The sequence below is a fragment of the Roseomonas sp. CECT 9278 genome (assembly GCF_918698155.1).
GTDB lineage: Bacteria > Pseudomonadota > Alphaproteobacteria > Acetobacterales > Acetobacteraceae > Neoroseomonas.
Genome location: NZ_CAKKLX010000028.1, coordinates 40,904 through 65,005 on the forward strand (window position 1 = coordinate 40,904; position 24,102 = coordinate 65,005).

6 protein-coding genes are annotated in these 24,102 nt (G+C 75.0%); all 6 read left to right on the top strand.

The genetic code is table 11. The features are described from left to right. The first annotated feature begins 17 nt into the window (after positions 1-17). On the top strand, positions 18-2,912 hold the full coding sequence (locus tag LQ222_RS17430) for an FAD-dependent oxidoreductase (protein ID WP_230168112.1): 2,895 nt from the start codon (positions 18-20) through the stop codon (positions 2,910-2,912). Between the two features lie 325 nt (positions 2,913-3,237). Continuing rightward, positions 3,238-3,798 carry an OmpA family protein gene (locus LQ222_RS17435; RefSeq protein WP_230168113.1) on the top strand — a complete coding sequence of 187 codons (561 nt, stop codon included), beginning with the start codon at positions 3,238-3,240 and terminating at the stop codon, positions 3,796-3,798. A 129-nt stretch (positions 3,799-3,927) separates the two neighbouring features. Then, entirely contained in the window at positions 3,928-5,685 is a 1,758-nt protein-coding gene (locus LQ222_RS17440) for a ShlB/FhaC/HecB family hemolysin secretion/activation protein (protein WP_230168114.1), read from the top strand. 111 nt (positions 5,686-5,796) lie between these two features. Further along, positions 5,797-19,572 carry a filamentous hemagglutinin N-terminal domain-containing protein gene (locus LQ222_RS17445; protein ID WP_230168115.1) on the top strand — a complete coding sequence of 4,592 codons (13,776 nt, stop codon included), beginning with the start codon at positions 5,797-5,799 and terminating at the stop codon, positions 19,570-19,572. A 4-nt stretch (positions 19,573-19,576) separates the two neighbouring features. After that, positions 19,577-22,573: a CHAT domain-containing protein gene (locus tag LQ222_RS17450; RefSeq protein ID WP_230168116.1), complete on the top strand. Its 2,997-nt coding sequence runs from the start codon at positions 19,577-19,579 to the stop codon at positions 22,571-22,573. A 216-nt stretch (positions 22,574-22,789) separates the two neighbouring features. Continuing rightward, positions 22,790-24,102: serine/threonine-protein kinase (locus LQ222_RS17455; RefSeq protein ID WP_230168117.1), on the top strand; the 1,313-nt coding region annotated here is incomplete at its 3' end.

A 24,102-nucleotide genomic window follows, 5' to 3' on the forward strand; every position in this document is an offset into this window, starting at 1 on the left:
CCCAGCACGGCAAGGGCATGCGTCTCACCTCACCTGCCATCACGCGCGCCACGGCGCCGGTCCGCTTCACCTTCGATGGGCGCGAGGTCGAAGCGCTGCCCGGCGAATCCATCGCCGCCGCGCTGTCCGCCGCCGGGGTGGTCGCGCTGCGCACCACGGCGAAGGGCGCGCCGCGCGGGCTGTGGTGCGGCATGGGCGCGTGCTGGGATTGCATCGTCACGGTGGATGGCCGCGCCGGGCAGCGCGCCTGCCTGGTGAAGGCCGAGGCCGGGATGCGCGTGGAGGGTGCGCTGCCGGCGGACCCGGCGCCGCTCGCGGTGCCGCCGGTCGCGATCGCCGAACGGGCCTGCGACGTGCTGGTGGTGGGCGCCGGCCCGGCCGGGCTGTCCGCCGCCATCGCCGCCGCACGCGCGGGTGCCGCGACCATCGTGCTGGACGAACGCGCCGAGGCCGGCGGCCAGTACCTGAAGCCACTGGCGAAGTCCCACGCCAACGCTGCCCCCGACGCGCAGTTCCGGCACGGCGCGGCGCTGCTGGCCGAAGCGCGCCTGGCCGGCGTCGCCATTCACCACGGCGCGACCGTGTGGGGCGGCTTCGCGGCGAATGAGATCGCCGCGGTCATCGGCGACACCGCCCTCACCTTCCGGCCCCGCCGCCTGGTGCTGGCCCCCGGCGCGCATGAACGCCCGGTGCCGGTGCCGGGCTGGACGCTGCCCGGCGTGATGACCACGGGCGCGCTGCAGACTCTGGCGCGGGCGCAGCGCGTCAGCCCGGCCGATCGCGTGGTGATCGCCGGCAGCGGGCCGCTCAACCTGCAACTGGCCTGCGAATTGGCGGCGGGCGGCGTGCAGGTGGCCGCCGTGGTGGAAGCGGCACCGCGGCCGGGGCTGCGCGCGTGGCGCGACATGCTGGCGCTGGCGCGGACATCGCCCGACCTCGCCTGGGACGGGTTGCGCTACCTGGCGCAGCTGCGGCGCGCCGGGGTGCCGGTGCTGTGGGGCAGCAGCATCCTGGCCTGCGAAGGCACCGACCGCTTCGCCGCGCTGCGCATCGCCACGCCGGATGGCGAAGGGCGGATCGCGGCCGGCGTCGCCGCGCTCAACATGGGCTTCCAGCCCGAGACCGGATTGGCGCGCGCGCTCGGCTGCGCGCAGCGTTTCGCCACGGATGGGCCGGGGGCGGAGATCGGCCGGCTGGAGACCGTGGCCGATGGCGAAGGCCGCACCGATGTCGCGGGCGTCTTCGCGGTCGGCGATGGCGCGTCGATCGGCGGGTCGCGCGTGGCCTTCGCGCGCGGGACGCTGGCGGGGCTGGCGGCGGCGCGCGACCTCGGCCTGGCCGCACCCGACGATACGGGCGCGCGGCGCGACCTGGATCGCGCGCTGGCGTTCCAGCGCGCGCTGTGGCGCATCTTCGCCGCCCCCGCCTTCGACGCCGCCGCCATCGCGGACGGCACGATCGTCTGCCGCTGCGAGGAGGTCACCGCCGGCGCGCTGCGCGCGGCGATGGCCACCGGCGCGCGCACGCTGGCCGCGCTCAAGAAGGAGACCCGCGCCGGCATGGGCCGCTGCCAGGGGCGCATGTGCGGCGCGACCGTCGCGCGCATCGCCGGCGCCCCCGCCGCCGAGGCCGCCTTCGCCGCCCCGCGCGCGCCGATCAAGCCGATCCCGGCCGCGGCCCTGATGCGCGAGGTGCCGGAAGGCTTCGACGCGCCCGTGATCCACGCGCCCACGCCGACCACCTGGCGCAGCCCTGCCGTGCCGCTGGCGCCCCAGGACCGCGCCTGCGACGTGCTGGTGATCGGCGGCGGCGTGCTGGGCCTGTCCACCGCCCTGTACCTGGCGCGCGAGGGCGCCGACGTGCTGGTGGTGGATCGCTCGGAGCCCGGCCTGGCCGCCAGCACCGCCAATGCCGGCAGCCTCCATGTGCAACTGCTGCCCTATGATTTCGGCGACAAGGCCGAGGCGCTCGGCACTGCCGGCCCGGCCGCCGCGACCCTGCCGCTCGGCCCGCGCTCGATCGACCTGTGGAAGGAGATCGCGCGCGATGCCGGCGAGGGCTGCGGCATCCGCACCGAAGGCGGCATCATGCTGGCCGAGACCCCGGCCGAGCTGGCCTGGCTGCATGGCAAGACCGCGGTGGAGCGCGGTGCGGGCATCGACAGCCACGTGATCGGCGCGAACGAATTGCGCGACATCGCGCCCTACCTGGCGCCGCGCTTCCTCGGCGCCGCCTTCTGCCCGCTGGAGGGCCAGATCGACCCGCTGCGCGGCACCGCGGCGCTGCTGGCGCTGGCGAGGCGGGCCGGCGCGCGCGTGGCCGGCGGCGTGGCGGTCACCGGCATCGCGCGCGAGGCCGCCGCCTTCGCCGTGACCACGGATTCCGGCACCATCCGCGCCGGGCGCGTCGTGGTCGCGGCGGGGCCGTGGTCCGGGCAGATCGCCGCGCTGGCCGGCGTGCGCCTGCCGGTCGGCGGGCTGGTCCAGCAGGTCATCGCCACCGAGGCCACCGGCCCCGTCATCCCGCACCTGGTCGCCCATGCCGGGCGGCATTTGTCGCTGAAGCAGGGCCCGCACGGCCACCTGCTGATCGGCGGCGCCTGGCCGGGCGTGCACGACGCGGCCACCGGCGCCACCCGCAACCGGCGCGAAAGCATCGAGGGCAACCTGTGGGTGGCGGGCCATGTGGTGCCGGCGGTGGCGGGCCTGTCCGTGCTGCGCGCCTGGACCGGGATGAACGTGCATATCGACCGCGCGCCGATCCTGGGTGAGGCGCCGTCCTGCCCGGGCTTCTTCGCCGCGGTGACCTCCTCGGGCTACACGCTCGGCCCGGTGGCGGGGCGCATGACGGCGGATGCGGTGCTGGGGCGCGCGCCGGTCGCGGCGGATTTTGCGATCGCGCGCTTCGGGTGAAGGGGGACCGGCGGCACGCAGCCTGGGCAACACACAGCGCCCTGCTGGGCGGGCAGAGCGCCACGCACGGTGCCGCACGCGTCGCACCCGCCTGCATCGGGCGGCGCTGCAGGCGTGGTGCGCGGCCGCAGGCCGGCCACCCGGCGGGCGGTTCCGGCCCGCAGGTGCCACGCGTCCGCCCCCTGCCCCACCCCGCGACCGGGCTTCAGGATCCTGGAGGTGGGCGGGCGGCGCCGATACAACGGCGCGGAAAACGCGCTAGGCTCTCGCCTGCCCGACCTGAGGCCGACGCGGCGCCGGCCCGACCGGGATGGAGGAACGGACGATGCGCACCACCCCTGTGCTGCTGGCCCTTCTTGGCGCGCTGGCGGCCGCGCCGGCCCAGGCGCAAGCCCCCGATCCCGTCGCCGACAGCATCGTGCGCAACCTCACCCGCGGGCTGCGCATCCCGGGCCAGGGCGATGCGGTGACCGCGCCGGTCACGCCGCTCGACCCGCGCAGCCCGGTGCAGGCCGGCACCACGGCGCCACCCGACCGCCCGGCAGTGTCGTTGATGATCACCTTCGCCACCGGGTCGGCCCAGCTCACGCCGCAGGCCGAGGCGGTGCTGGGCTCGCTCGCGCGGGCGCTGGCCACGCCGGAGCTGGCGGGTTCGCGCTTCCGGATCGAGGGGCATACCGACACGGTCGGCGATGCCGGGCTGAACCAGGCGCTGTCCGAACGCCGCGCCGCGATGGTGCGGGACGTGCTGGTGCAACGCTACGGCATCGCGGCGACGCGCCTTGATCCCAGGGGCTTCGGGGAGAGCACGCTGCTGGTGCCGACCGGCGATGGCCGGGCCGAGCCGCGCAACCGCCGCGTCCAGGTGGTGAACCTGGGCGATTGAGCCGGGGCCGACCGTTGCACCAACGCTACGTCGGCCGGAAATCGGCCAGATGCTACCACAAGAAAGGTGCATCCCCGGTTAAGCCACGGTAGCCTTTGCACAATCCAGTCAGGCGAGCGTGGCGATCCCGTGAGTTCCACCCCGGCGCAGCTGATCGCTGCTTCCATGCTGCTGATCGCACCGGCCCTCGTTGTGGCGCAGGTGCCGCCCGGCCTGCCACGCCCGCCGCCCGCGCCGGCCGACCTGATCGACCGGGTGGGGCCCGGGTCGGCCCCGACCTTGTCGCCGCGCATCCAGCCGCCGCCGCCCGAGGCGCAGCGCGGACCGGGTGAATCGCTCGAGGTCGCGGTCTCGACCGCCGTGGTGCAGGGCAATACCGCGCTCGACATCGCGTCCTTCCGCGCCGTGCTGGCGCCGATCGAGAACCGCACCGTGACGCTGGCACGCATCGAGGAGACGCGGCTTGCCGTGCTCGGCCTCTATCGCCGGGCCGGCTATCCCTTCGTCTCGGTGGCGGCGGCGCTGCAGCCGCAGCCCGATGGCCGGGCCGAGGCGCGCTTCGCCATCACCGAGGGCTATGTCGCGGAAGTGCGCCTGGATGGCGACATCGGGCCGGCAGGCACGCAGGTGCTGCGCTTCCTGGAACGCGTGCTCTCGGTGCGGCCGATCTCGACCGCGGCGGTGGAGCGCGCGCTGCTGCTGGCCTCCGACGTGCCCGGGGTGACGGTGCGCGGCGTGCTGCAGCCGATCCAGGGCGAACCCGGCGCGCTGCGGCTGGTCGCGCAGCTCTCGCGCTCCGCCGTGAGCGGTTATTTCAACCTGGACAACCGTGCCTACCAGCTGACCGGGCCGTGGCAGGCGCTGCTGGTCGGCGGGCTCAATTCCTTCACCGAATACGGCGAACGCACCGAGGTCTCGGTGTTCGGCGCCGAACAGGCCTCGCAATGGTTCACGCAGGCCAGCGTCGAGGCCTTCGTCGGCGGATCGGGGCTGCGGGTGCGCGTCTATGCCGGGATGGGCAATACGCTGCCGACCGGGCAGCTCGCGGAGATCGGCTACGAGGCGGAGAACCGGCTCGCCGGCATCGTCGCGACCTATCCGATCATCCGTTCGCGTCCGGCCAACCTGTATGCCGTCGCGCAGTTCGACATGTTCGACAGTGACATCTACACCGGCGTGGGCACGCCATCGGGGCGCAACGTGGCCGGTCGGGACCGCATCCGCACCGCGCGCGGCGGCTTCGACGGGCAGGCGCTGGACACCTTGCTGCCCTTCCTGCCGCCCGCCACCAACCAGGCCACGGCGCGCATCCACCAGGGCCTTGCGGTGTGGGACGCCACGCCGGCCAATGACCCGCTGGCCACGCGCATCGGCAGCCAGTTCGACTTCACGAAATATACCGGCGACTACCAGCGCATCCAGCCGATCTTCTCGCCGTTCGAGGGCGGGATGTTCAATTTCCAGGTCTATACCTCGGGCCAGTGGTCATCGAATATCCTGCCGAATGCCGAGAAATACTACCTCGGCGGGTCGCGGCTCGGGCGCGGTTTCTATTCCGGGCAGGTGACAGGCGACTGGGGCTATGGCTACGCGCTCGAGTTGCAGCTCGATATCGCCTACGACCTCGCGGCGCAGCCGACACTCGGCAACAACCGGGGGTCGAGCCAGTTCTATGTGTTCCGGGACATGGGCTGGGCCTACCAGAACCTGGACACCGATGCCGATCGCCGCTTGTCATCATGGGGCGGTGGCGTTCGGACGGTACTTGCGGATACTGTGCAGTTCGACCTGGAAGTGGCGCGGCGCATCACGACCCGCCCCGATGGTGAATTTTCCGATCCGCTGCGTGCGACGCAGCTCTATTTTCGCACGCTGATAAGGTTCTGAAGCATGTCAGGCGCGGCGCAGCGCGGCCCCCGGCGGGCCGCCCGTAAAACCATTCCGGCAGCGGCGCGTGCGCCCCGGCCTGCGCCCGCGCAGCCGCCCCGCAAGCTGGCGGTGCGCCGCGACTGGCTGCTGGCCACCACCGCCCTGCTGCCGATCGCCGCCGGCCCGGTCATGGCGCAGCCGGCCCCGACTACCGGGCCGACCGGCGGCCAGGTGGTCGCCGGCCAGGCCGGCATCGCCACCACGCCCGGCCGCACCACCATCACCCAGGGCACCGACCGCGCCGCCATCAACTGGCAGCAGTTCAACGTCGGCAGCCAGCACACCGTGCAGTTCGTGCAGCCCAGCCAGGGGTCCTGGACGCTCAACCGCGTGGTCGGGCCTGATCCGTCGGTGATCGCGGGGCGCGTGCAGGCCAATGGCGGCGTCGCCATCGTCAACCAGTCCGGCATGGTCTTCGCCGGCGGGGCGCAGGTGAATGTCGGCAGCCTGATCGCCTCGGCCGCCGGCATCACGAACGAGAACTTCATGGCCGGCCGCATGGCCTTCGACCAGGCGGCGCGCCCCGGCGCGCGGGTCGAGAACCGCGGCTCCATCACCGTGGCCGATCGCGGCCTGGCGGCGCTGGTCGGCCCCGGCGTGTCGAATTCGGGCGTGATCCGCGCGCGGCTCGGGCGCGTCGCCCTCGGCGCGGCCGAGACCTTCGTGCTCGACCTCGCGGGCGATGGCCTGATCGGCATCGACGTGACCCAGGCGGTGCGGACCGCGCCCGCCGGCGGCGATGCCCTGGTGACCAATTCCGGCGTGATCGAGGCCGCCGGCGGATCGGTGCTGATCACCGCGCACGCCGCCTCCGGCCTGGTCGAGGACCTGGTGCGCCAGACCGGGCGCATCGAGGCCCCCACCCTGGGCACCCGCACCGGCGAGGTCGCGATCCGCGCCGAGGGCGGCAGCCTGCGCGTGGATGGGCGCGTCGCCGCGACCGGCGGCGCGGGCGAACGCGGCGGGCGCATCGCGCTGCAGGCGACCGGCACGGTGACGGCGGGGGCCACGGCGCGCATAGATGCCTCGGGCGGGGCGGGCGGCGGCCAGGTGCTGGTCGGCACCACCGGGCGCGGGCGCAACCAGACCATGGCGCGCCAGACCATCGTGGAACGCGGCGCCGAGATCCGCGCCGATGCCACCGGCGCCGGCGATGGCGGCATGCTGGTGCTGAACTCGCTCGAACGCACCGAGATGCGCGGCGCGCTGTCGGCGCGCGGCGGTGCCACGGGCGGCCATGGCGGCTTCGTCGAACTGTCCGGCCAGACCGTGATCGAGGCCGCCGGCACGGTCGATGTGCGCGCGCCGGCCGGCAGCAACGGCGAATTGCTGCTCGACCCGCAGAACATCATCGTCAGCAACACCGCCCTGCCGGCCGAACCGGCCGGGCTGCCCGGCGGCGATTCCATCACGGTGGAGATCACCACCGCGACCGGCTCCGTGACCGCGAACACGCCCGAGAACGACGAATGGACGCGGGTCTCGACCGCCGCCATCACCGGCTTCGCGGGCACCGTCACGCTGGATGCGGCGCGCGACATCATCGTCGATTCCGCGATCGACAAGACCAATGGCGGCCTGTCGCTGCTGGCCGGGCGCAACGTGACGCTGGGCGCCGCCATCAGCGTCAGCGGCGATTTCGTCGCCAGCGCGGGCACCGGCACCATCGCGGTGAACGCGGCGGTGGCGGCGGGGACCGGGCAGACCATCACGCTGCGCGCGGACACCGTCTCCTTCGGCGGCGCCGGCACCCTGGCGGCGCCCTCGGGCGTGGTCGAGATCGGCCCGCAGACCGCCGGGCGCAACCTGCGCGTCGGCAGCAACGTGGCGAATACGCTCGTGCTCGCGGCGGCGAATCTGGGCGCGGCCACCATCACCGCGGGCACCCTGCGCCTGGGCGAGACGACGATCACCGGCCTCGGCACCGTCACCGCCGGCGACGTGACCGTCGCCACCGGCGCCGGCTTCTCGCGCCCGGCCGGCGCGGGCCTCGAGATCATCGCCGGCGGCAACCTGACCGTCGATGGCGGGCTGATCGCGAATGCGATGCGGCTCGCGGCGGGCACCGGCACGCTCGATATCGGCGCCAACCTGCGCGCCTCGGCCCTGACGCTCAGCGCCGGCACCGCGATCGACCAGACCGCCGGCAATATCCAGGCGCGCGCCGGCGCCGGCACGGCGCTGCCGATCACCGCCGTGGCGGCGGGCGGCGCGGTGTCGCTCGACAATGGCGGCAACGGCAATTTCGTGCTCGGCGCCAGCAGCGCGACAGCGGGCTTCACGGTTGCCGCGGACACCATCGCCACCACTGGCGCGATCTCCGGCGCGGCGGTGTCCCTCACCGCCGATACCGGTGCGCTGACGATCGGCGCGGATCTCCGCGCCACCGGCCTGACGCTGGCGGGCGCCACCGGCATCGACCAGTCCGGCGGCACCATCCAGCACCGCACCGATGCCGCGACGCAGCTGGTGCTCACGGCGAATGCGGCCGGCGGCGATATCAGCCTGGCGCAGGACGGCAACGGCACTCTCGCGCTCGGCGCCAGCGCGGCCAGCGGCACCTTCACGGTGGCGGCGGATACGCTGGCGACCACCGGTGCGGTCAGCGGCACCACGGTCACGCTGACCGCCGATACCGGCGCGCTGACCATCGGCGCCGACATCCGCGCCACCGACCTGGCGCTGGCGGGGGCGACCGGGATCGACCAGACCGGCGGCAATATCCGCCACAGCAGCGGCGCCACGACGCAGCTCACGCTGACCGCCACCGCGGCTGGCGGCGACATCGACCTCGCGCGGCCCGGCAATGGCAGCCTGGCGCTGGGCGCCAGCACGGCCGGCGGCACCTTCACCGTCGCGGCCGATACGCTGCGCACGACCGGCGCGATCGCGGGCACCACCGTCTCGCTGACCGCCGATACCGGCGCGCTGACCATCGACGGCGACATCCGCGCGACCTCCCTGGCGCTGACGGGCGAGGCCGGCATCACGCAATCCGGCGGCACCATCGCCCATGTCACCAGCGGGACCGAGCTGGAACTGACGGCGAATGCGCCCAATGGCGCGATCGTGCTCGACCGCGCCGGCAATGGCGTGTTCGCGCTCGGCGCCAGCGCCGCCGATGCGGGCCTCACGGTCGCGGCCGAGACGCTGCGCGTCACCGCCACGGTCAGCGGCACGGATGTCTCGCTTACCGCGCGCGCCGGCGCGCTGGAGCTCGAAGGCGATATCCGCGCGACCGGCCTGACGCTCGCCGCCGCCACCGGGATCAGCCAGGCCGCCGGCACCACGATCCGCCACGCCGCCGGCGCCACCACCGTGCTGGACCTCGCGGCCAGCGTCTCGGGCACCGGCGATGTCGTGCTGACCCAGGGCAATGGCGCGCTGAACGTGCTGTCGGGCGGCGCGACGGACGGCGTTTTCTCGGTCACCAGCGCCGAGGGCCTGGCGCTCGCGGCCGGCGAGGTGCTGAGCGTCGCCGGCGCCGTCACGCTGACGGTGCAGGGCGCCGACAACGCGCTGACGCTGGATGGCGCGATCCACGCACAGTCGGTGGCGCTGGCCGCCGCGGGCGACATCACGCAGGGCGTGGACGGCGTGCTGGCCTTCCGCAATGCCACCACCGGCGCGGCCGACCTGGCGACCGCGCTGGCGCTGAGCGTCGCCGTGGCGGGCAGCAATGACGGCATTTCGCTGGTCGGCGACAACGGCCGGCTGCGGGTGACAAGCGCGACCACCACCGATGGCGACATCGCGATCCGCGGCCGACACCTCGAGATTGCCGGCGCGGTCACCGCGACCGGCGGCGGCGCCACCCTGACCGCCTTCAACGATGCCGGCACCGGCACGCTGGCGATGGGCGCGACGGCGGCGATCACGGCGCAGACGCTGGCGCTCAATGCCGCGCGCGCCATCACGCAGGACGGCGCGGCGACCATCACGCTGGATGGCGGCGCCGGGCGACTGACGGTGCGCGGCGGCGCCGCGGGCAATTCGCGCGCGGGCAGCATCAGCCTGGCCGGCATCAACGACATCGGCGAGATCGACATCCGCGCGACCGCGACGCCGGCCGGCGCCTTCACCGGCGTGATCGACGTGACGGTCGCCGGCCCTGTCTCCGTCGTGCAGGCGAATGGCGCGACGGTCACGCTGACCGCCGGCGAGCTGACCGTGGCAGCCGGGCAGTCGGGCGTGGTCGCCACCGGCGATGTGCGGTTGGTGGCCGACACGCTCGCCATCGGCGCCGGCGTCACCGCGGGCACCGGCGGCACGCTGACGCTGCGGACCGATACGCTGGGCGTGGGCGCGGGCGGCAGCCTGTCGGTCGCCGGCGGCACGCTGGAGGTCGGCCCGCGCACCGCCGGGCGCGCGGTCGCCATCGACAGCACCGCCAACCCGGCGTCGCTGCAGATCGCCGCGGCGGCGCTTGCGGGCGCGACGGCCGACACCATCCGCATCGGCAGCACCACCATCGCGGCCGACACCGTGACCGCGGGCAGCGTGACCGTGGCCGAAGCGTTGTCGCTGGGCAGCGGCGTGGCCTTCGAAGCCACCGCCACCGGCACCATCGCGGTGAATGCCGCGCTCGGCGCGGGCAGCGTGCGGCTCGATGCCGGCACGGCGATCACGCTGGGCGCGGTCGATGTCACCGCCAGCGGGACCGGCGGCGGCATCGCCCTGCGCGCCGGCACCTCCATCACCCAGGCGGTCGGCGGCGCGCTGGTGGCCGCCGGGGGCACGCGCGACCTGGTGGCCCATGCCGCGGCGGGCGGGATCACCCTGGCCGGCGAAGGCAGCTTCCGCCTGGCCGATGGCGGCACGCCCGCCGGCGCGGCCGGGCCGCGCTCGCTCTATGCGGCCGGCAGCATCTCGCTCACCACCGATGGCGCGCTGACCGTGGCCACGGCGGCCGAGGCGGCGGCGCCCGGCGCCACGCTGACGCTGCAGGGTGCCTCCGTCCTGATCGAGGCGCCGCTGATCACGCCGGGCGATACCGGCACGGTGGCGCTGACCGCGACGGGCGCGGGCCAGACCATTTCCCAGACCGCGGCCGGGACCATCACCGCGAACCTGCTGACCGCCACGGCGGATGGCGCGATCCTGCTCGACCAGGCGCCGAATGCCGTGGCGTCGCTCGGCGCCATCGCGTTCGAGACCGCCTTCGGCTACCGCAGCGCCAGCGCCGTCACCGTCGGCACCGCGATCGGGCCGGCCGGCGGCGGCAATGCCGACATCACCCTGGTGGCGGATGCCGGCACCCTGACGCTGGACGCGCCGATCAGCGCGGGCACCGGCACGGTCACGCTGGAGGCGACCACCGGCAGCATCGACCAGGCGGCGACCGGCGCCGGGATCACCGCGGGGCGGCTCGAAGTCACCGCCGGGATCAACGCGACGCTCGCGCCCACGGGCGGGAATGCCGTGGACGTGCTGGGCACCAGCACGGTCGGCGGCACGCTGTCGCTGCGCACCGCCGGCGCCCTGGCGCTGGACGGCACGATCAGCCAGTCCGCCCCGGGCGGCACGCTGCAGGTGGCCGCGGGCGGCGCGCTCACGCTCAATGCGGGCGCGACGCTCGGCTTCGATGCGATCACCCTCGGCACGCCCGGTGCCATGACGCTGCGCGGCACGGTCGGGGTCACCGGCGGTGCCGCGACCAGCACCGTGCGCCTGGGCGCCGGCGGCGCCATCACGCAGGAGGCCGGGGGCATCGTCGCCGCGACGCTGGGCGTGTACAGCGGCGGCGACGTGGACCTGACCGCCGGCGCCAACGACGTGCGCGCCATCGCGGCCTCCGCCACTGGAACCTTCGCGCTCACCACCGCCGGCGCGCTGTCCACCGGCTCGCTCACCGGGCTGCCCGACGGGATGGGCGGCACGGTCGATGCCTCCGGCGTCATCGCCGGGTCGGTGTTCCTGACCGCCGACGCGCTCACGGTGCTGCCGAGTGCCGTCGCGCCGTTGGGCCAGGGCATCTGGGCGACCGCGGCCGATGGCGTGGTTCAGTTGCGCGCCGACCAGATCACCATCGGCGGGCGCATCCTCGCGGGTGACCCGGGCGGTTCGCCGACCTTGAACGGCACGATCGACATCGCGCCGCGCACCACCGCGCGCGCCGTGCAGGTGGGCGATGGCATCGTGCTCGATGCGCTGGGCCTGTCGAACGCCGAATTGCAGTTCCTGACCGCCAGGAACCTGGTGATCGGGCTGGACGCGCCCGGCGCCGGCGCGCTGACCGTGACCGGCCCTGCCACCGTGCTGAACGGCGTGCTGGACGTGACGCTCAATGGCGGCAGCATTGCGCTCGATTCCGTCTTCACCATCCCGACGCCCTTCGAATTCCCGGCCACCGGCGCGCTGCTGACGCTGCGCGCGACCAGCGGCGACATCGTCCAGGGCGTCGCCGGCGGTGTCACGGCAGACCGGCTCGTGGCGATCGCCGATGCGGGGTCGGTCCTGATGGGCTCGCCCGGCGTGCTGAACAGTGTCGGGCAGGTCTCCGGCGGCGTGGCGGCGGGCGAGGACTTCACCTTCCGCAACGCTGGCGCCTTCGTCGTGGCCGCGCCGGGCATTGCCGCGACCGGGGCGGATGTGGACCTGTCGGCCGCCAGCGGGGGCATCACCCAGACCACCGGCGCGCGCATCGCCGCCGATCGGCTGCGGGTCGCCGCGCCGGGCGATGTCGTGCTCGATGGCGGCGCCTCGCTGGTGGTGGGGGATCTCAATGCGGTCGGCACGCTGGCGCCCTCCTCCGGCGCCAACCTGACGCTGCGCAACGCCGGCGCGCTGACGGTCGAGGGCGCGACCGCCACCACCGGCACCATCACGCTGGAAGCCGCCGGCCTGACGCTGGCCGGCGACATCACCGCGAACCAGCCGGGCGGGCACGTGGTGCTGCGCACCGGCGCGGCCTTCGACGCCCCCGGCGCGGGCAGCATCGACCAGACCGACGGCATCATCCGCGCCCAGGGCCTGTCGGCCTCGGCGGGCGGCGACGTGATGCTGGGCGGCGCGAACGAGGTGCAGCGGCTGCTCGCCGGGCTCAGCCTCGGCGGCGGGGCCGCGGCCAATTCCGTGGTCACCTCGCCCGGCGGCACCTTCCTGATGGCGAACAGCCTGGCGGACCTGCAGGTCGGCGCGCGGGTGAATGCCGGGACCGGCGGCGTGATCGGCATCCTGGCCGATGGGCTGAGCGTGGCGCCGGGGCTGTTCGGCACCGTGTTCCTGGCCCCCGGCGGCGTGGTGCAGTTCGCCCCCTTCACGGCGGGCGGCACCATCGGCCTGGGCGGCGCCGGCGGCTTCGGCGACACCACCACCATCAGCGCCGCGGCGATCGAGCGCGTGCAGACCGGCCGCCTGATCATCGGCGCGCTGGAGCCGACCGACCAGGTGAGCTCGGGCACCATCACGCTGCGCGGCGCGGTCGACCTGACCGGCGCGGGCGCGCCGCAGGCGCTGGAATTGCGCAGCGGCGGCGACATCATCGCGGACGGCTTCACGCTGTCGGTCCCGCAGATCAGTGCCGTCGCCAGCGGCAGCATCCGGCTGGGCACCGCCGGCAGCCGCATCGGCAGTGTCGTCGCCGGCGCCTGGGACGGGGTCTCGGGCATCCGCGCCGGCGGGCCGGTGGTGTCGGTCACCAGCGCCGGCATCGATGCCGGCACCGGGCTGTTCACCGTGGCGGCGCCGATCTCGCTGGTCGGCGCGGGCATCGGCGGCACCATCACCTTGCAGGCGCCCGATTTCGCGCTGCTGCCGGGGGCCACCATCGACACCGGCGCCGGCGCGCCCGGCCGCATCGAGATCCTGTCGCCCGGCACGCTCAGCTTGGGCGGCACGGTGGCGGATGCGGGCACGGCGCGCCTGACCTCGACCGAGCTCGCGCTGCTCGACGCCAATGGCGGCAGCATCCTGGCCGCCGCGCCGGATATCCGCCTGCGCGGCGCCTGGACGATCGCCCCCGGCACCGCGACGCGGCTCGAACTGGCGCTGACGCCGGGGGGCATCGGCGCGATCCGGCAGATCGCCGGCGGGCTGTCGGTCGGCACGCTCACGGTCAGCGCGCTGCAGGGCGAGGGCGTCGTGCAGATCGGCCAGGCCGGCAACAGCCTGCCGGTGGTCGGTGTCGAGGCGCTGGGCAACATCAATGTCGCGACCGAGGGCGCGCTGGAGATCCGCCGCACTGCCAGCAGCGGCGGCAGCGTGACCTTCAGCGGCACGGACATCACCTTGTCGACCACCGGGCTCACCGCCGGCCAGGTGACGATCGACAATGCCGGCCGCGCGGTGAACCTGACCGCGACGGCGGGCGACATCACCGGCACCGCGGCGCAGGCGGCGGTGCGCGCCGGCACGCTCAACGCCACCGCCACGGCCGGCGAGGTGCGCCTGACCGGCGACAATGCCGTGGGCACCCTGGCCGCCCAGGCGCGCGACGGCGTCGCCTTCCGCGGCACCGGCGCCACCACGGTCGGCGCGGTCGGTGCCGGCGGCGCGGGCACCGAGGTGGCCGGCACCATCGACATCGCCGCGCCGTCGCTGACGCTCAACGACGTGCTGGGCAGCGGCACGGTGATGCTGGATGCGACCACCGGCAACCTGCTCCAGAATGCCGGCGCGCGGCTGTCGGCCGCGACGCTGGCAGCCAATGCCGCCGGCACGCTGCGCCTGGCGGGGGCCAATGGCGACGGCACCGCGCGCAACACCATCCAGGACCTGACGCAGCTGACGGCCGGCGGCGACATCACGCTGCGAAACGCGCTGGCGCTGACGCTGGACCTGCCGATCAGCGTGGGCACGGACCGTGTCCTCACGCTGGAGGCGAACGGCCTGACGCTCGCCAACAACCTGAGCGCGGCCGGGCCGAACGGGCAGATCATCCTGCGCACCGGCAGCTTCAACGGCGGCACCGCGAGCGGCGGTAACATCACGCAGACCGGCGGCACCATCTCGGCGGCCGCGCTGGCGGCGCTGGCGGGCGGGACCGTGACGCTCGACCGCGCCGGCAATGCGATCGGCGCGCTGGGCGGCGGGCGGGACGCCACTGGCACGGCGCTCGGCCTCGGTCTCAGGGCCGGGACCAACGCCACCGTGCACAGCGACGGCTTCGGCGGATCGGCCGCGCTGCGCGTGACCGGGGCGTTGCAGGTGGACGCCGGCGGCACGCTGAGGCTGCGCGCCGACGACCTCGCGATCGGCGCCGAGCTTCGCGCGCCGGGCGGTGTCATCACCCTGCTGCCGATCACCACCGGCATCGGCTACGTGCTGGGCGGCGCGTCGGGCAACACCACAGCGGGGCGGATCACGCTCGACAGCACCGAGCTCGGCTTCCTGCCGAGCGGCACGGCAGCGGCCGAGCTGCGGCTCGGCGCGCTTGGCGTCACCGGGTCGATCGACATCGCCGGCACGGTCGACCTGGTGAATGGCGCGGCGCCGCGCGTGGGGCGCCTGACGCTCGCCGGCGACGGCGCGCTGACGCAGGCCGCGGGCACGCTGCTCGATGTCGCGACGCTCTCGGCGCTGTTCCCCAATGGCGCGGTGCTGCTCGACCCGGGCACTGCGGACAACCGCATCCAGGCGCTGGCCGGCGTCACCGCCGGCGGCAATGTCGAGATCCGCGGCGGCGCGGGCATGATGGAACTGCGCGACGGCGGCGCCGGCAGCGCCATCAGCGCGCCGACCGGCGCGACCATCGTGCTGCGCGCCGACGACCTCGACATCCAGGCGGCGATCCTCGCGACCGCGGGCACCATCTACATCCTGCCCGAGACGCTCGGGCGGACCGTCACGCTCGGTGGGCCGAATGCCGCGGCCGGCACGCTCGCGCTCGGCACGGCGGAGCTGGCGTTGATCCGCGGGGCCGGTGATCCGCCGGTCTCGCGCCTGGTGATCGGGGCCGATGGCGTGGCCGGCGATACCGGCACGGTGCGCGCGGCGGGCGACATCACGGTGGCCGGCGATGTGCTGCTGCGCGGCGCCGGGATCGACCGCGTCGCCACGCTGGAGCTGGTGGCCGGCACGCCGGGGACCGCCGGCGGATCGGTGCGGCAGACCGGCGGGAGCGTCGATGTCGCGACCATCACCGGCACGGCGCAGGGCGACTTCCAGCTCGGCCGCGCGGCCAACGCCTTCGACACCGCGACCGGCATCACCGCCGGCACGCTGCCCGCGACCGGCGCGACCGGGCGGGTGGATTTGGCGACGGCGGGCGTGCTCGATGCCGGCACCATCTCCGCGCCGGTCTCGGTGCGGGTGGCGGCGGGCGGCGACCTGTTCGCCGCCGGCATCACGGCACCGGTCGTCACGATCGAGGGCGGCAGCGTCACGCTGCTGGGCCTGGTCCAGGGCAGCACCTCGGTCACCATCGACAGCGACGGGGCGGTCTCGCAGCGGCCCGGCGCGCTGATCGTCACCGGGCTGTTCACGCTGAACGGCAGCAGCGTCTCGCTGCCCGAGGACAACCAGATCCTCGAACTCAACGGCCTGGTCGCGACCGGGCCGGTACTGGCGCTGAACACTGTGCTGCCGGTGCTGGTCAGCGGCGCGGTCTCGGCGGTGGGCAGCCTGTCGCTGACCACCGACCTGGGGCTGACGGTCGCCAATACCGGCAGCATCACCGTCACCGGCGGACCGGGCAGTGTCTCGCTGGCGGCCGGCGGGGCGATCGACTATGCCGGCATCCTCGGCGCCAGCGGCGCGGCCAACCTGATGGCGGGCGGCGCGCTCGGTTTCTCGGGCACCGCGACGATCGGCACCTTCGCCGGCTTCGAGGCCCGCGGTGCGATGACCCTCGGCGGCACCATCTCCGCGGGTGGCACCATGGTCGCCACCGCCGGCGGAGCGCTGACCCTGGGCGGCACCATCACCGCGGGCGGCGACTTCACGGGCACGGCCGGCGGCGATCTCGGCAGCACGGCGCGCCTCACCGCGACCGGCGACGTCACCCTGAGCGCCGACGCGGTGCTGACCGCCGGCGGACGGATCGAGACCCTCGGCGGCGACCTCGCCCTGACCGGCGCGACCGGGCTGGCGGCGAACGGGACCTTCATCGCGGGTGGCTCGGCACGGCTCACGGCGACGACCGGGCCGCTGACCCTCGCGGGCAGCCTGACCGCCGGGGTCTCGCTCGATCTCACCGGCGGCGGGAGCGTCGGCACCACCGCGCAGGTCACCACGCTCGGCGACGCCAACTTCACCGCCGCGGGCGCATTGACGGCCGGCGGCCGCATCGAGAGCACCGGCGGCGCCGTGCTGATGACCGCGACCGGCGCCCTGTCCTCGACCGGCACGCTGGTGGCGGACGGCAATGCCACGCTGCGCAGCACCGCCGGCGCCTTGACCCTGGCGGGCAGCCTGACCGCGGGCGGCGACGCCACCATCACCGGGCGCACCGGCCTGTCGGCAACCGGCAGCATCGATGCCACGGGCAATGCGCTGCTGTCCGCCACGGCTCCGGCGGCGGCGCTGACGCTCGGCGGCACGTTGGTCGCCGGCGGCACCGCGACCGTCACCGCGGGCGGGGCGATCGGCACCACCGCGCAGGTCACCGCGGCCGGCGACATCGGCGTCACCGCCGGCGGCACGCTGACAGCCGGCGGACGGATCGAGAGCACCGGCGGCGCGCTGTCGATGCTCGGCGCCGCCCTGTCCGTCAATGCCACGCTGGTCGCGGATGGCGCGGCGACGCTGCGCGCCACCAGCGGCACGGTCGGCCTGGCCGGCATCCTCGCGGCCGGCGGCAATGCCGTGGTCGAGGCCGCGACCGGCCTGGCCGCCGACGGCACCTTCGGCGCCGGCGGCACCCTGCGCTTCACCACGACCGCTGGGCCGCTGACGCTGGCCGGCACCGTGGCGGCAGGCGGCACCGCCACCGTCGCGACGGGCGGCGCGCTGGTCACCACCGCGCAGGTCACCGCCGGCGGCGACGCCACCTTCACCGCCGGCGGCACGCTGGCCGCCAGCGGGCGGATCGAGAGCACCGGCGGCGACCTGGCGCTGACCGGCGCCACCGGCCTGACCTCCGACGCGGCGCTGGTCGCGGACGGCGCCGCGACGCTCCGCGCCACCGGCGGCACGGTGGGGCTGACCGGCAGCCTGACCGCCGGCGGCAATGCGACCGTCGAGGCCGCGACCGGCCTCGCCGCCAACGGCACCTTCGATGCCGGCGGGGCGCTGCGTTTCGCGACCACGACGGGTGGGCTCGTGCTGGGTGGCACCGTGACGGCCGATGGCACGGCGAGCGTGACCGCGGGCGGCGCCATGACCACCACCGCGCAGGTCACCGCGGCGGGCGACACGACCTTCACCGCGGGCGGCACGCTGGCCGCCAGCGGGCGCATCCAGAGCACCGGCGGCGACCTGGCCCTGTCGGGTGCGGGCGGCCTGACCTCCGACGCCACGCTGCTGGCGGGCGGCGCCGCGACCCTGCGCGCCAGCGGCGGCGCGATCGGCCTGACCGGCACCGTGGTCGCCAATGGCGCCGTCGCGATCGAGGCCGCCGGCGCGCTGTCCAGCACCGGCACTGTGCGCGCCGGCACGACGCTGGGTCTCACCGCCGGCGGCACCATCACGCTGGCCGGCACGCATGTCGCCGGCACCGCCCTGGCCGCGACCGCGGGTGGCGGGATCGGCGCGACCGGGCTGGTGCAGGCCGGCACCACGGCCACCCTCACCGCCTTGGGCGGCGACCTGGTGCATGGCGGCGCGATCTCGGCGGGCGGCGATGTTCGCCTGGCGGCCGGCGCCGCGCTGGCCAATACCGGCGGCATCTCGGCGGGCGGTGCCCTCGCCCTGGCCGCCGGGGGGGCGCTGAGCCAGACCGGCACGGTCGGGGCGGGTGGCGCCGCGGTGCTGACCGCCGGCGGCAGCGTGCTGCTGTCCGGCCAGACCACCGCCGCGACGGACCTCGACATCTCCGCCGGCGGCACGGCCACGCTGACCGGCGGCAAGATCACCGCGGGCAACGCGGTGCGCCTGACCGCCGGCCAGGGCGTGACGGTGCAGTCCTTCCAGATCGACCCGTCGACCATCCTGCTGCAGACCGGCGGGACGATGGCGCTGACCGACAGCACGCTGGTCTCGCGCGACAGCATCCGCCTGGCGGCCGGCGCCATCACGCTGCGCCGGACCAACTTCAACACCGGCACGCTGGATGTCGATTCCACCGGGAACCTGCTGCTCGATGGCGGGCAGTACACGATCGGGCGGGCGGTCGCCTTCAGCGCGCCGGCGGGCATCCAGACCACGGGGCGGATCTTCGTCTCGCCGCGCGGCACCGACCTGCCGGCGGTGATCTTCGATACGCGCGCGGGGTCCACCACCCCCGATCCGCTGACCGTCGTGGAACCGGACATCCCCGGCCTGCCCAGCCGCCAGCAGCCGACCCAGGTGCGCGTGCCGGGCACCGAGGCGCCGGGCGATTTCGGCGCCGCCAGCGGCGCGCCGGCGGGCACCATGGTGCTCAACATCGATGCCGGGCGCAGCGCGATCTTCCTGCTGCTGGATGGCGGCACCGCGACCGGCGAGATCGCCTCGGCCGGGCGCCTCGCGATCCATGGCACCGGCGGGTCGGCCGAACTGACCGGGCGGCTGACCGATGTGTCGGGCACGCCGGTGGATGGCGCGGCCGCGGCGCGCTTCGCCGACAGCACGCGGCCGGCGGCCTCGGGCGCGCTCACGCGCTACCGGCTGAATGGCTGCGTGGTCTCCTCGGTGAACTGCATCGTGCCGAGCCAGATCATCACCATCCCGCAGGCGCCGCCGCAGCAGGTCGACCTGCGCCTGGGCAACAACCGCATCACCGACCCCGAGGTCCAGGTGCCCAACGTCGGCGACGAGGATTACTGAACCCGTGCGCGCCCCGATCCTGCTCGGCCTGGCCTTCCTCGCGGCCGCCTGCACCGAGCCGCAGCCCGATTCCTACGTGACGCGCACCGGCGGCGCGGTGGCGGGCGAACCCGCCGGCACCGATGCACGCAACGAGGCCTGCCAGGTGCAGCCCGGGCGCTCGGTGCCCGCCGACCGGCCGGTGCTGCGCGCGCGCGAGGCGTATTGCGGCGGCTGGACCCAGCCTGCCGCGCGCGTGCTGGAGCTCTCCGGCAGCGCCACCGAGGCCGATCTCGACGCCATCGCCGCCTCGGGCCTGTGGCGGTCGTGGCTCGACCAGCGGGTGACCTGCGCGGCACCCACGCGCACCACCATCGCCGGCGGTGGGTCGGCGCGGCTGCTGGCCTGCACCCGGCGTACCGGCGGCTGGCCGCATGTGGCGATCGTCACCGCCGGCCCGTCCGGCCCGGTGGTGGCCGATGGCGTCGCGACATCGCTGCCGGTGATCGAACGCCTGGCGACCGGGCGGTCCGGCGGCGGCGGCACGGCGGCGGGCGGCGGCGGGCGTTCGGCGGCGCTGGAACTGGCGGTGGCGCGGCTGTCGGCCGATGCCTTCGGCGCCTCGGATGTCGGGCGGTACGAACAGCTCATGGCGCTCGGGCGCGACCTCAACCAGACCGAGAACTTCGCCGCGGCCGAGGATGCCTACCGCGCCGCGCTCGCGGTGCAGGAACGCGTGATGGGGCGCGACAACCCCAATTCCTCGACCGCGATGCTGCACCTCGCGATCAACCTGTCGAACCAGCGCCGGCTGGCCGAGGCGCAGGTGCTGCTCGATCGCGCCGCAAGCCTCGCGCCGCGCGCGGCCGACCCCGCGACACGCGCGCGCGTGCTGCACTATCGCGGCCTGCATGCGCTCAATGGCGGCGACGCCAATGCCGCCATCACGCTGCTGCAGCAGGCCGAGGGCGCCTACGTGGCGCTGACGCCGAACCTCACGGCGCGCGAGGGCGACGGGTCTGACCTGCTGGCCGACCCGCTGGTGCAGTCGGCCGTGCTGGGCCTGGCGGAAGCCAAGCGCAACCGCGCGGTGGCGCTGTCGCGCGCCGGGCGGGGTGCGGAATCCAGCGCGCTGATCGCCGAATCGCGCGCCGTGCTGCGCCGCGCCGGGCTCGAGCCCAACATGATGGTTGGCCGCGCCCTGCGCACCGAAGCGGGCACCGATATCCGCATGGGCCGCACCGAGGGCGCCGCGCAGCTGATGGAGCGCGCCGCCAGCCGCTTCGCGATCGCTGCGCCGGGCGAGCGGCCTGAGGCGGTGACGCTGTTCCTCGCCGGCCAGCAACGCCTGCGCGGCGGCCGCCGGCCCGAGGCGCTGACCGCCTTCCGCGCCGGCGCCGCCATCCTGCGCGCCCGCCAGATCGGCCTGCCGGTCGGGCTGGTGGTGCCCTACCTCGATGCGCTGGACCAGGAGGCCACGGCCAATCCGGGGCTGGCCGGCGCGCTGCGCGCGGAGATGTTCGGCGCCGCCCAGCTGGCGCAGCGGTCCAGCACGGCGCGCTTCGTGCAGCAGGCCTCGGCGCGCCTGGGTGTTTCCGAAGGCAACCAGGCCGTGCAGGGCGCGGTGCGCGGCCTGCAGGATGTCGATCGCGAACTGCGCGAGCTGTTCGCGGAGCGCGACGCCGCCGGCCCGTCCAATACCGCGCTCGATGCCCGCATCGCGGCGGCCCAGGCGCGCCGCGCGGAAGCCGAGAGCCAGGTCGCCTCGGCCGCGCCGGGCTATCGGCAGCTGCTGCTGGCGGCCGTCGATGCCGACAGCGTGGCGCGCTCGCTCGCGCCGGATGAGGCGCTGCTGACCATGCTGCTCGGCCCGCGCGAGGGCTTCGTGATGGTGGTGCGCGGCGGCCGCGTCGATGCGCGCCGCGTGCCGGTCGGCGAGGAAGCCGTGGCGGCGCTGGTCACCCGCGTGCGGCGGTCGAGCGAGATCGGCGCCGGCGGCGTGCCGCGCTTCGACGCCGCGGCGGCGCATGAGCTGCACCGGCTGCTGGTGACGCCGCTCGACTCCGCGCTGCGCGGCACCTCGACCCTGGTGGTGGCGCCGGACGGCCCGCTGCTGGCGCTGCCCTTCGGCCTGCTGCTGGGCCAGCCCGTGCAGGGCGACCCGACCGGCGCGGCGGATTGGCTGATCCGCCGCCACGCCATCGTGCACGTGCCCTCCCCGCAGACGCTGGTGACGTTGCGTGCGGCGGGCACGGGGTCGGCCGCGCCGCTGCCCTATATCGGCTTCGGGGATTTCGTGCCGCCGTCGGGCGCGCAATTCGCGCGATCCTTCCCGGCCAATCGCTGCGGCACCGATGCGCGGCTCGCGACCGGTCTGGGGCGGCTGCCGGGCACGCGGGCGGAGGTGCTGGCCTCCCGCGCGCTGCTGGGCGCGGCGCCGGACCGCGCGATCCTGGGGGCGGAGTTCACCCTGGCCAACATGCGACGCCAGCGGCTCGACCAGTATCGCGTGGTGCACCTGGCGACCCATGCGCTGCTGCCGGGCGAATTGTCCTGCCTGACCGAGCCTTCGATCGTCGCCTCCCCGCCCGGCGGGGCGCCGTCGGCCGATCCCGCCTTCCTGAAGGCGAGCGAAGTGCTCGACATCAAGATGGACGCCGACCTGGTCATCCTGTCCGCCTGCAACACCGGCGGGCCGGGCGGCGAGGGCGGCGGCGAGGCGCTGTCGGGCCTGGCGCGCGCCTTCTTCTATGCCGGCGCGCGCGGGCTGATGGTGACCCACTGGGCGGTGGACGATGCCGCGGCGGCGCTGACCGTGGCCGACACGCTGCGCCGCCAGCAGGGCGGTGCCAGCTCGGCGGCCGCGCTGCGCGGCGCGCAGGTGCTGATCCTCGACGAGGCCGGCCGCAACCTGCCGGCCGCCTTCGCGCATCCCTACTACTGGGCGCCCTTCGTGCTGATCGGGGACGGGCGCCGGGCCGGCGCGGCCAGCGCGGCGGCCCCTGCCCCCGCCCGGCTGTGATGCGGACGGCGCGTGCCGAGGCCGCGGATGCGGCACACCGGCACGGCGAAGCCGCAGCCATCCGCGGGAATCCGCTCGGCGCGTGAGGATCCGCACTGTCGATGCCGCCGGTCGAAGCATTCGACCGCCGGCGTGATACGCGGGGACGACATCCTGGCGCCAAGCCTGTAGCATCCCCACGTCACGACTGCCGGACGCCGGAGACCGCCAGGGCCCATGCTGCCAGCCGAACTGAACAACAAGTACGAGGTGCGGGGCACGCTCGGCGCCGGCGCCATGGGCACGGTCTACGACGCGATCGACCGCATCATCGAACGCCGCGTGGCCATCAAGGTGGTCAAGCGCCCCGCCGAGAACGACGCCGAGGCGGTCGAGGCGCATGCCCGTTTCCGCCGCGAGGCGCAGGCCGCCGGCCGGCTGTCGCACCCCAACATCGTCGGCGTCTACGACTATGGCGAGAACGCCCACGACGCCTGGATCGTGATGGAGCTGGTCGAGGGCAAAAGCCTCAAGGACCGGCTCGACAAGAACGAACGCTTCACCATCCCCGACATCGTGCGGATCATGGGCGAGGTCTGCGCCGGCCTGGCCTATTCGCACCAGCGCGGCGTGGTGCACCGGGACATCAAGCCCGGCAACATCATGATGACGACCGACGGCCAGGTGAAGATCGCCGATTTCGGCATCGCCCGGCTCGAGAATTCGTCGATGACGCAGGTCGGCACGCTGATCGGCACGCCGTCCTACATGGCGCCCGAGCAGTTCCGCGGCGAACCGGTCGACCTGCGCGCCGACATCTGGTCCTCCGGCGTCATGCTGTACCAGCTGCTGACCGGGGAGAAGCCGTTCGAGGGCGGCTTCTCGGCCGTGATGCACAAGGCGCTGCACACCGAACCGCCGCCGCCATCCCAGCTGTCGGTCACCACGCCGCGTGGCTTCGACGCAGTGATCGCGCGCGCGCTGGCCAAGCGGCCGGACGACCGGTTCCGCTCCGCCGGCGAATTCGCCGACGCCATCCGCGCCGCGGTCCATGCGCCCGCCGCCGCGGCCGAACCTGCCGGGCTGCCCGGGCTGCCGGGCCTGAACGACGACGCGACCATGGTCGCCGCGCGGCCCGCCGGCGGCGGCACCATGAATCGCCCAGCCGCGGCAGCGCCCCCCGCCCCGGCGACGCCCACCGGCAAGGGCGCGCCGATCGGGCTGATCGCGGGCGGTGCCGGCGCGCTGGTGGTGGCGGCCGCGGCAGGCTGGTACTTCGTGGCCGGCCCTGGGGCCGGACCGGATCCCGCCATCGCGGAACGCCAGCGCCAGGAACAGGCCGCCGCGGAAGCCTCAGCGCGCGAGGCTGCCGCCCGCCTGCAGGCCGCGCAGGAGGCCTCCGCCCGCGAGGCTGCCGCCCGTGAACAGGCCGCCCGGACCGAGGCCGCGCAGCAGCTGCCGATAGCCCGGCGCGGCCGAGGCGACCTGGCTCTCGGCTTCCGCGCGGCGCGCCTGGGCCGCCGCGATGCGGGCATCGAGCGCGGTATTGG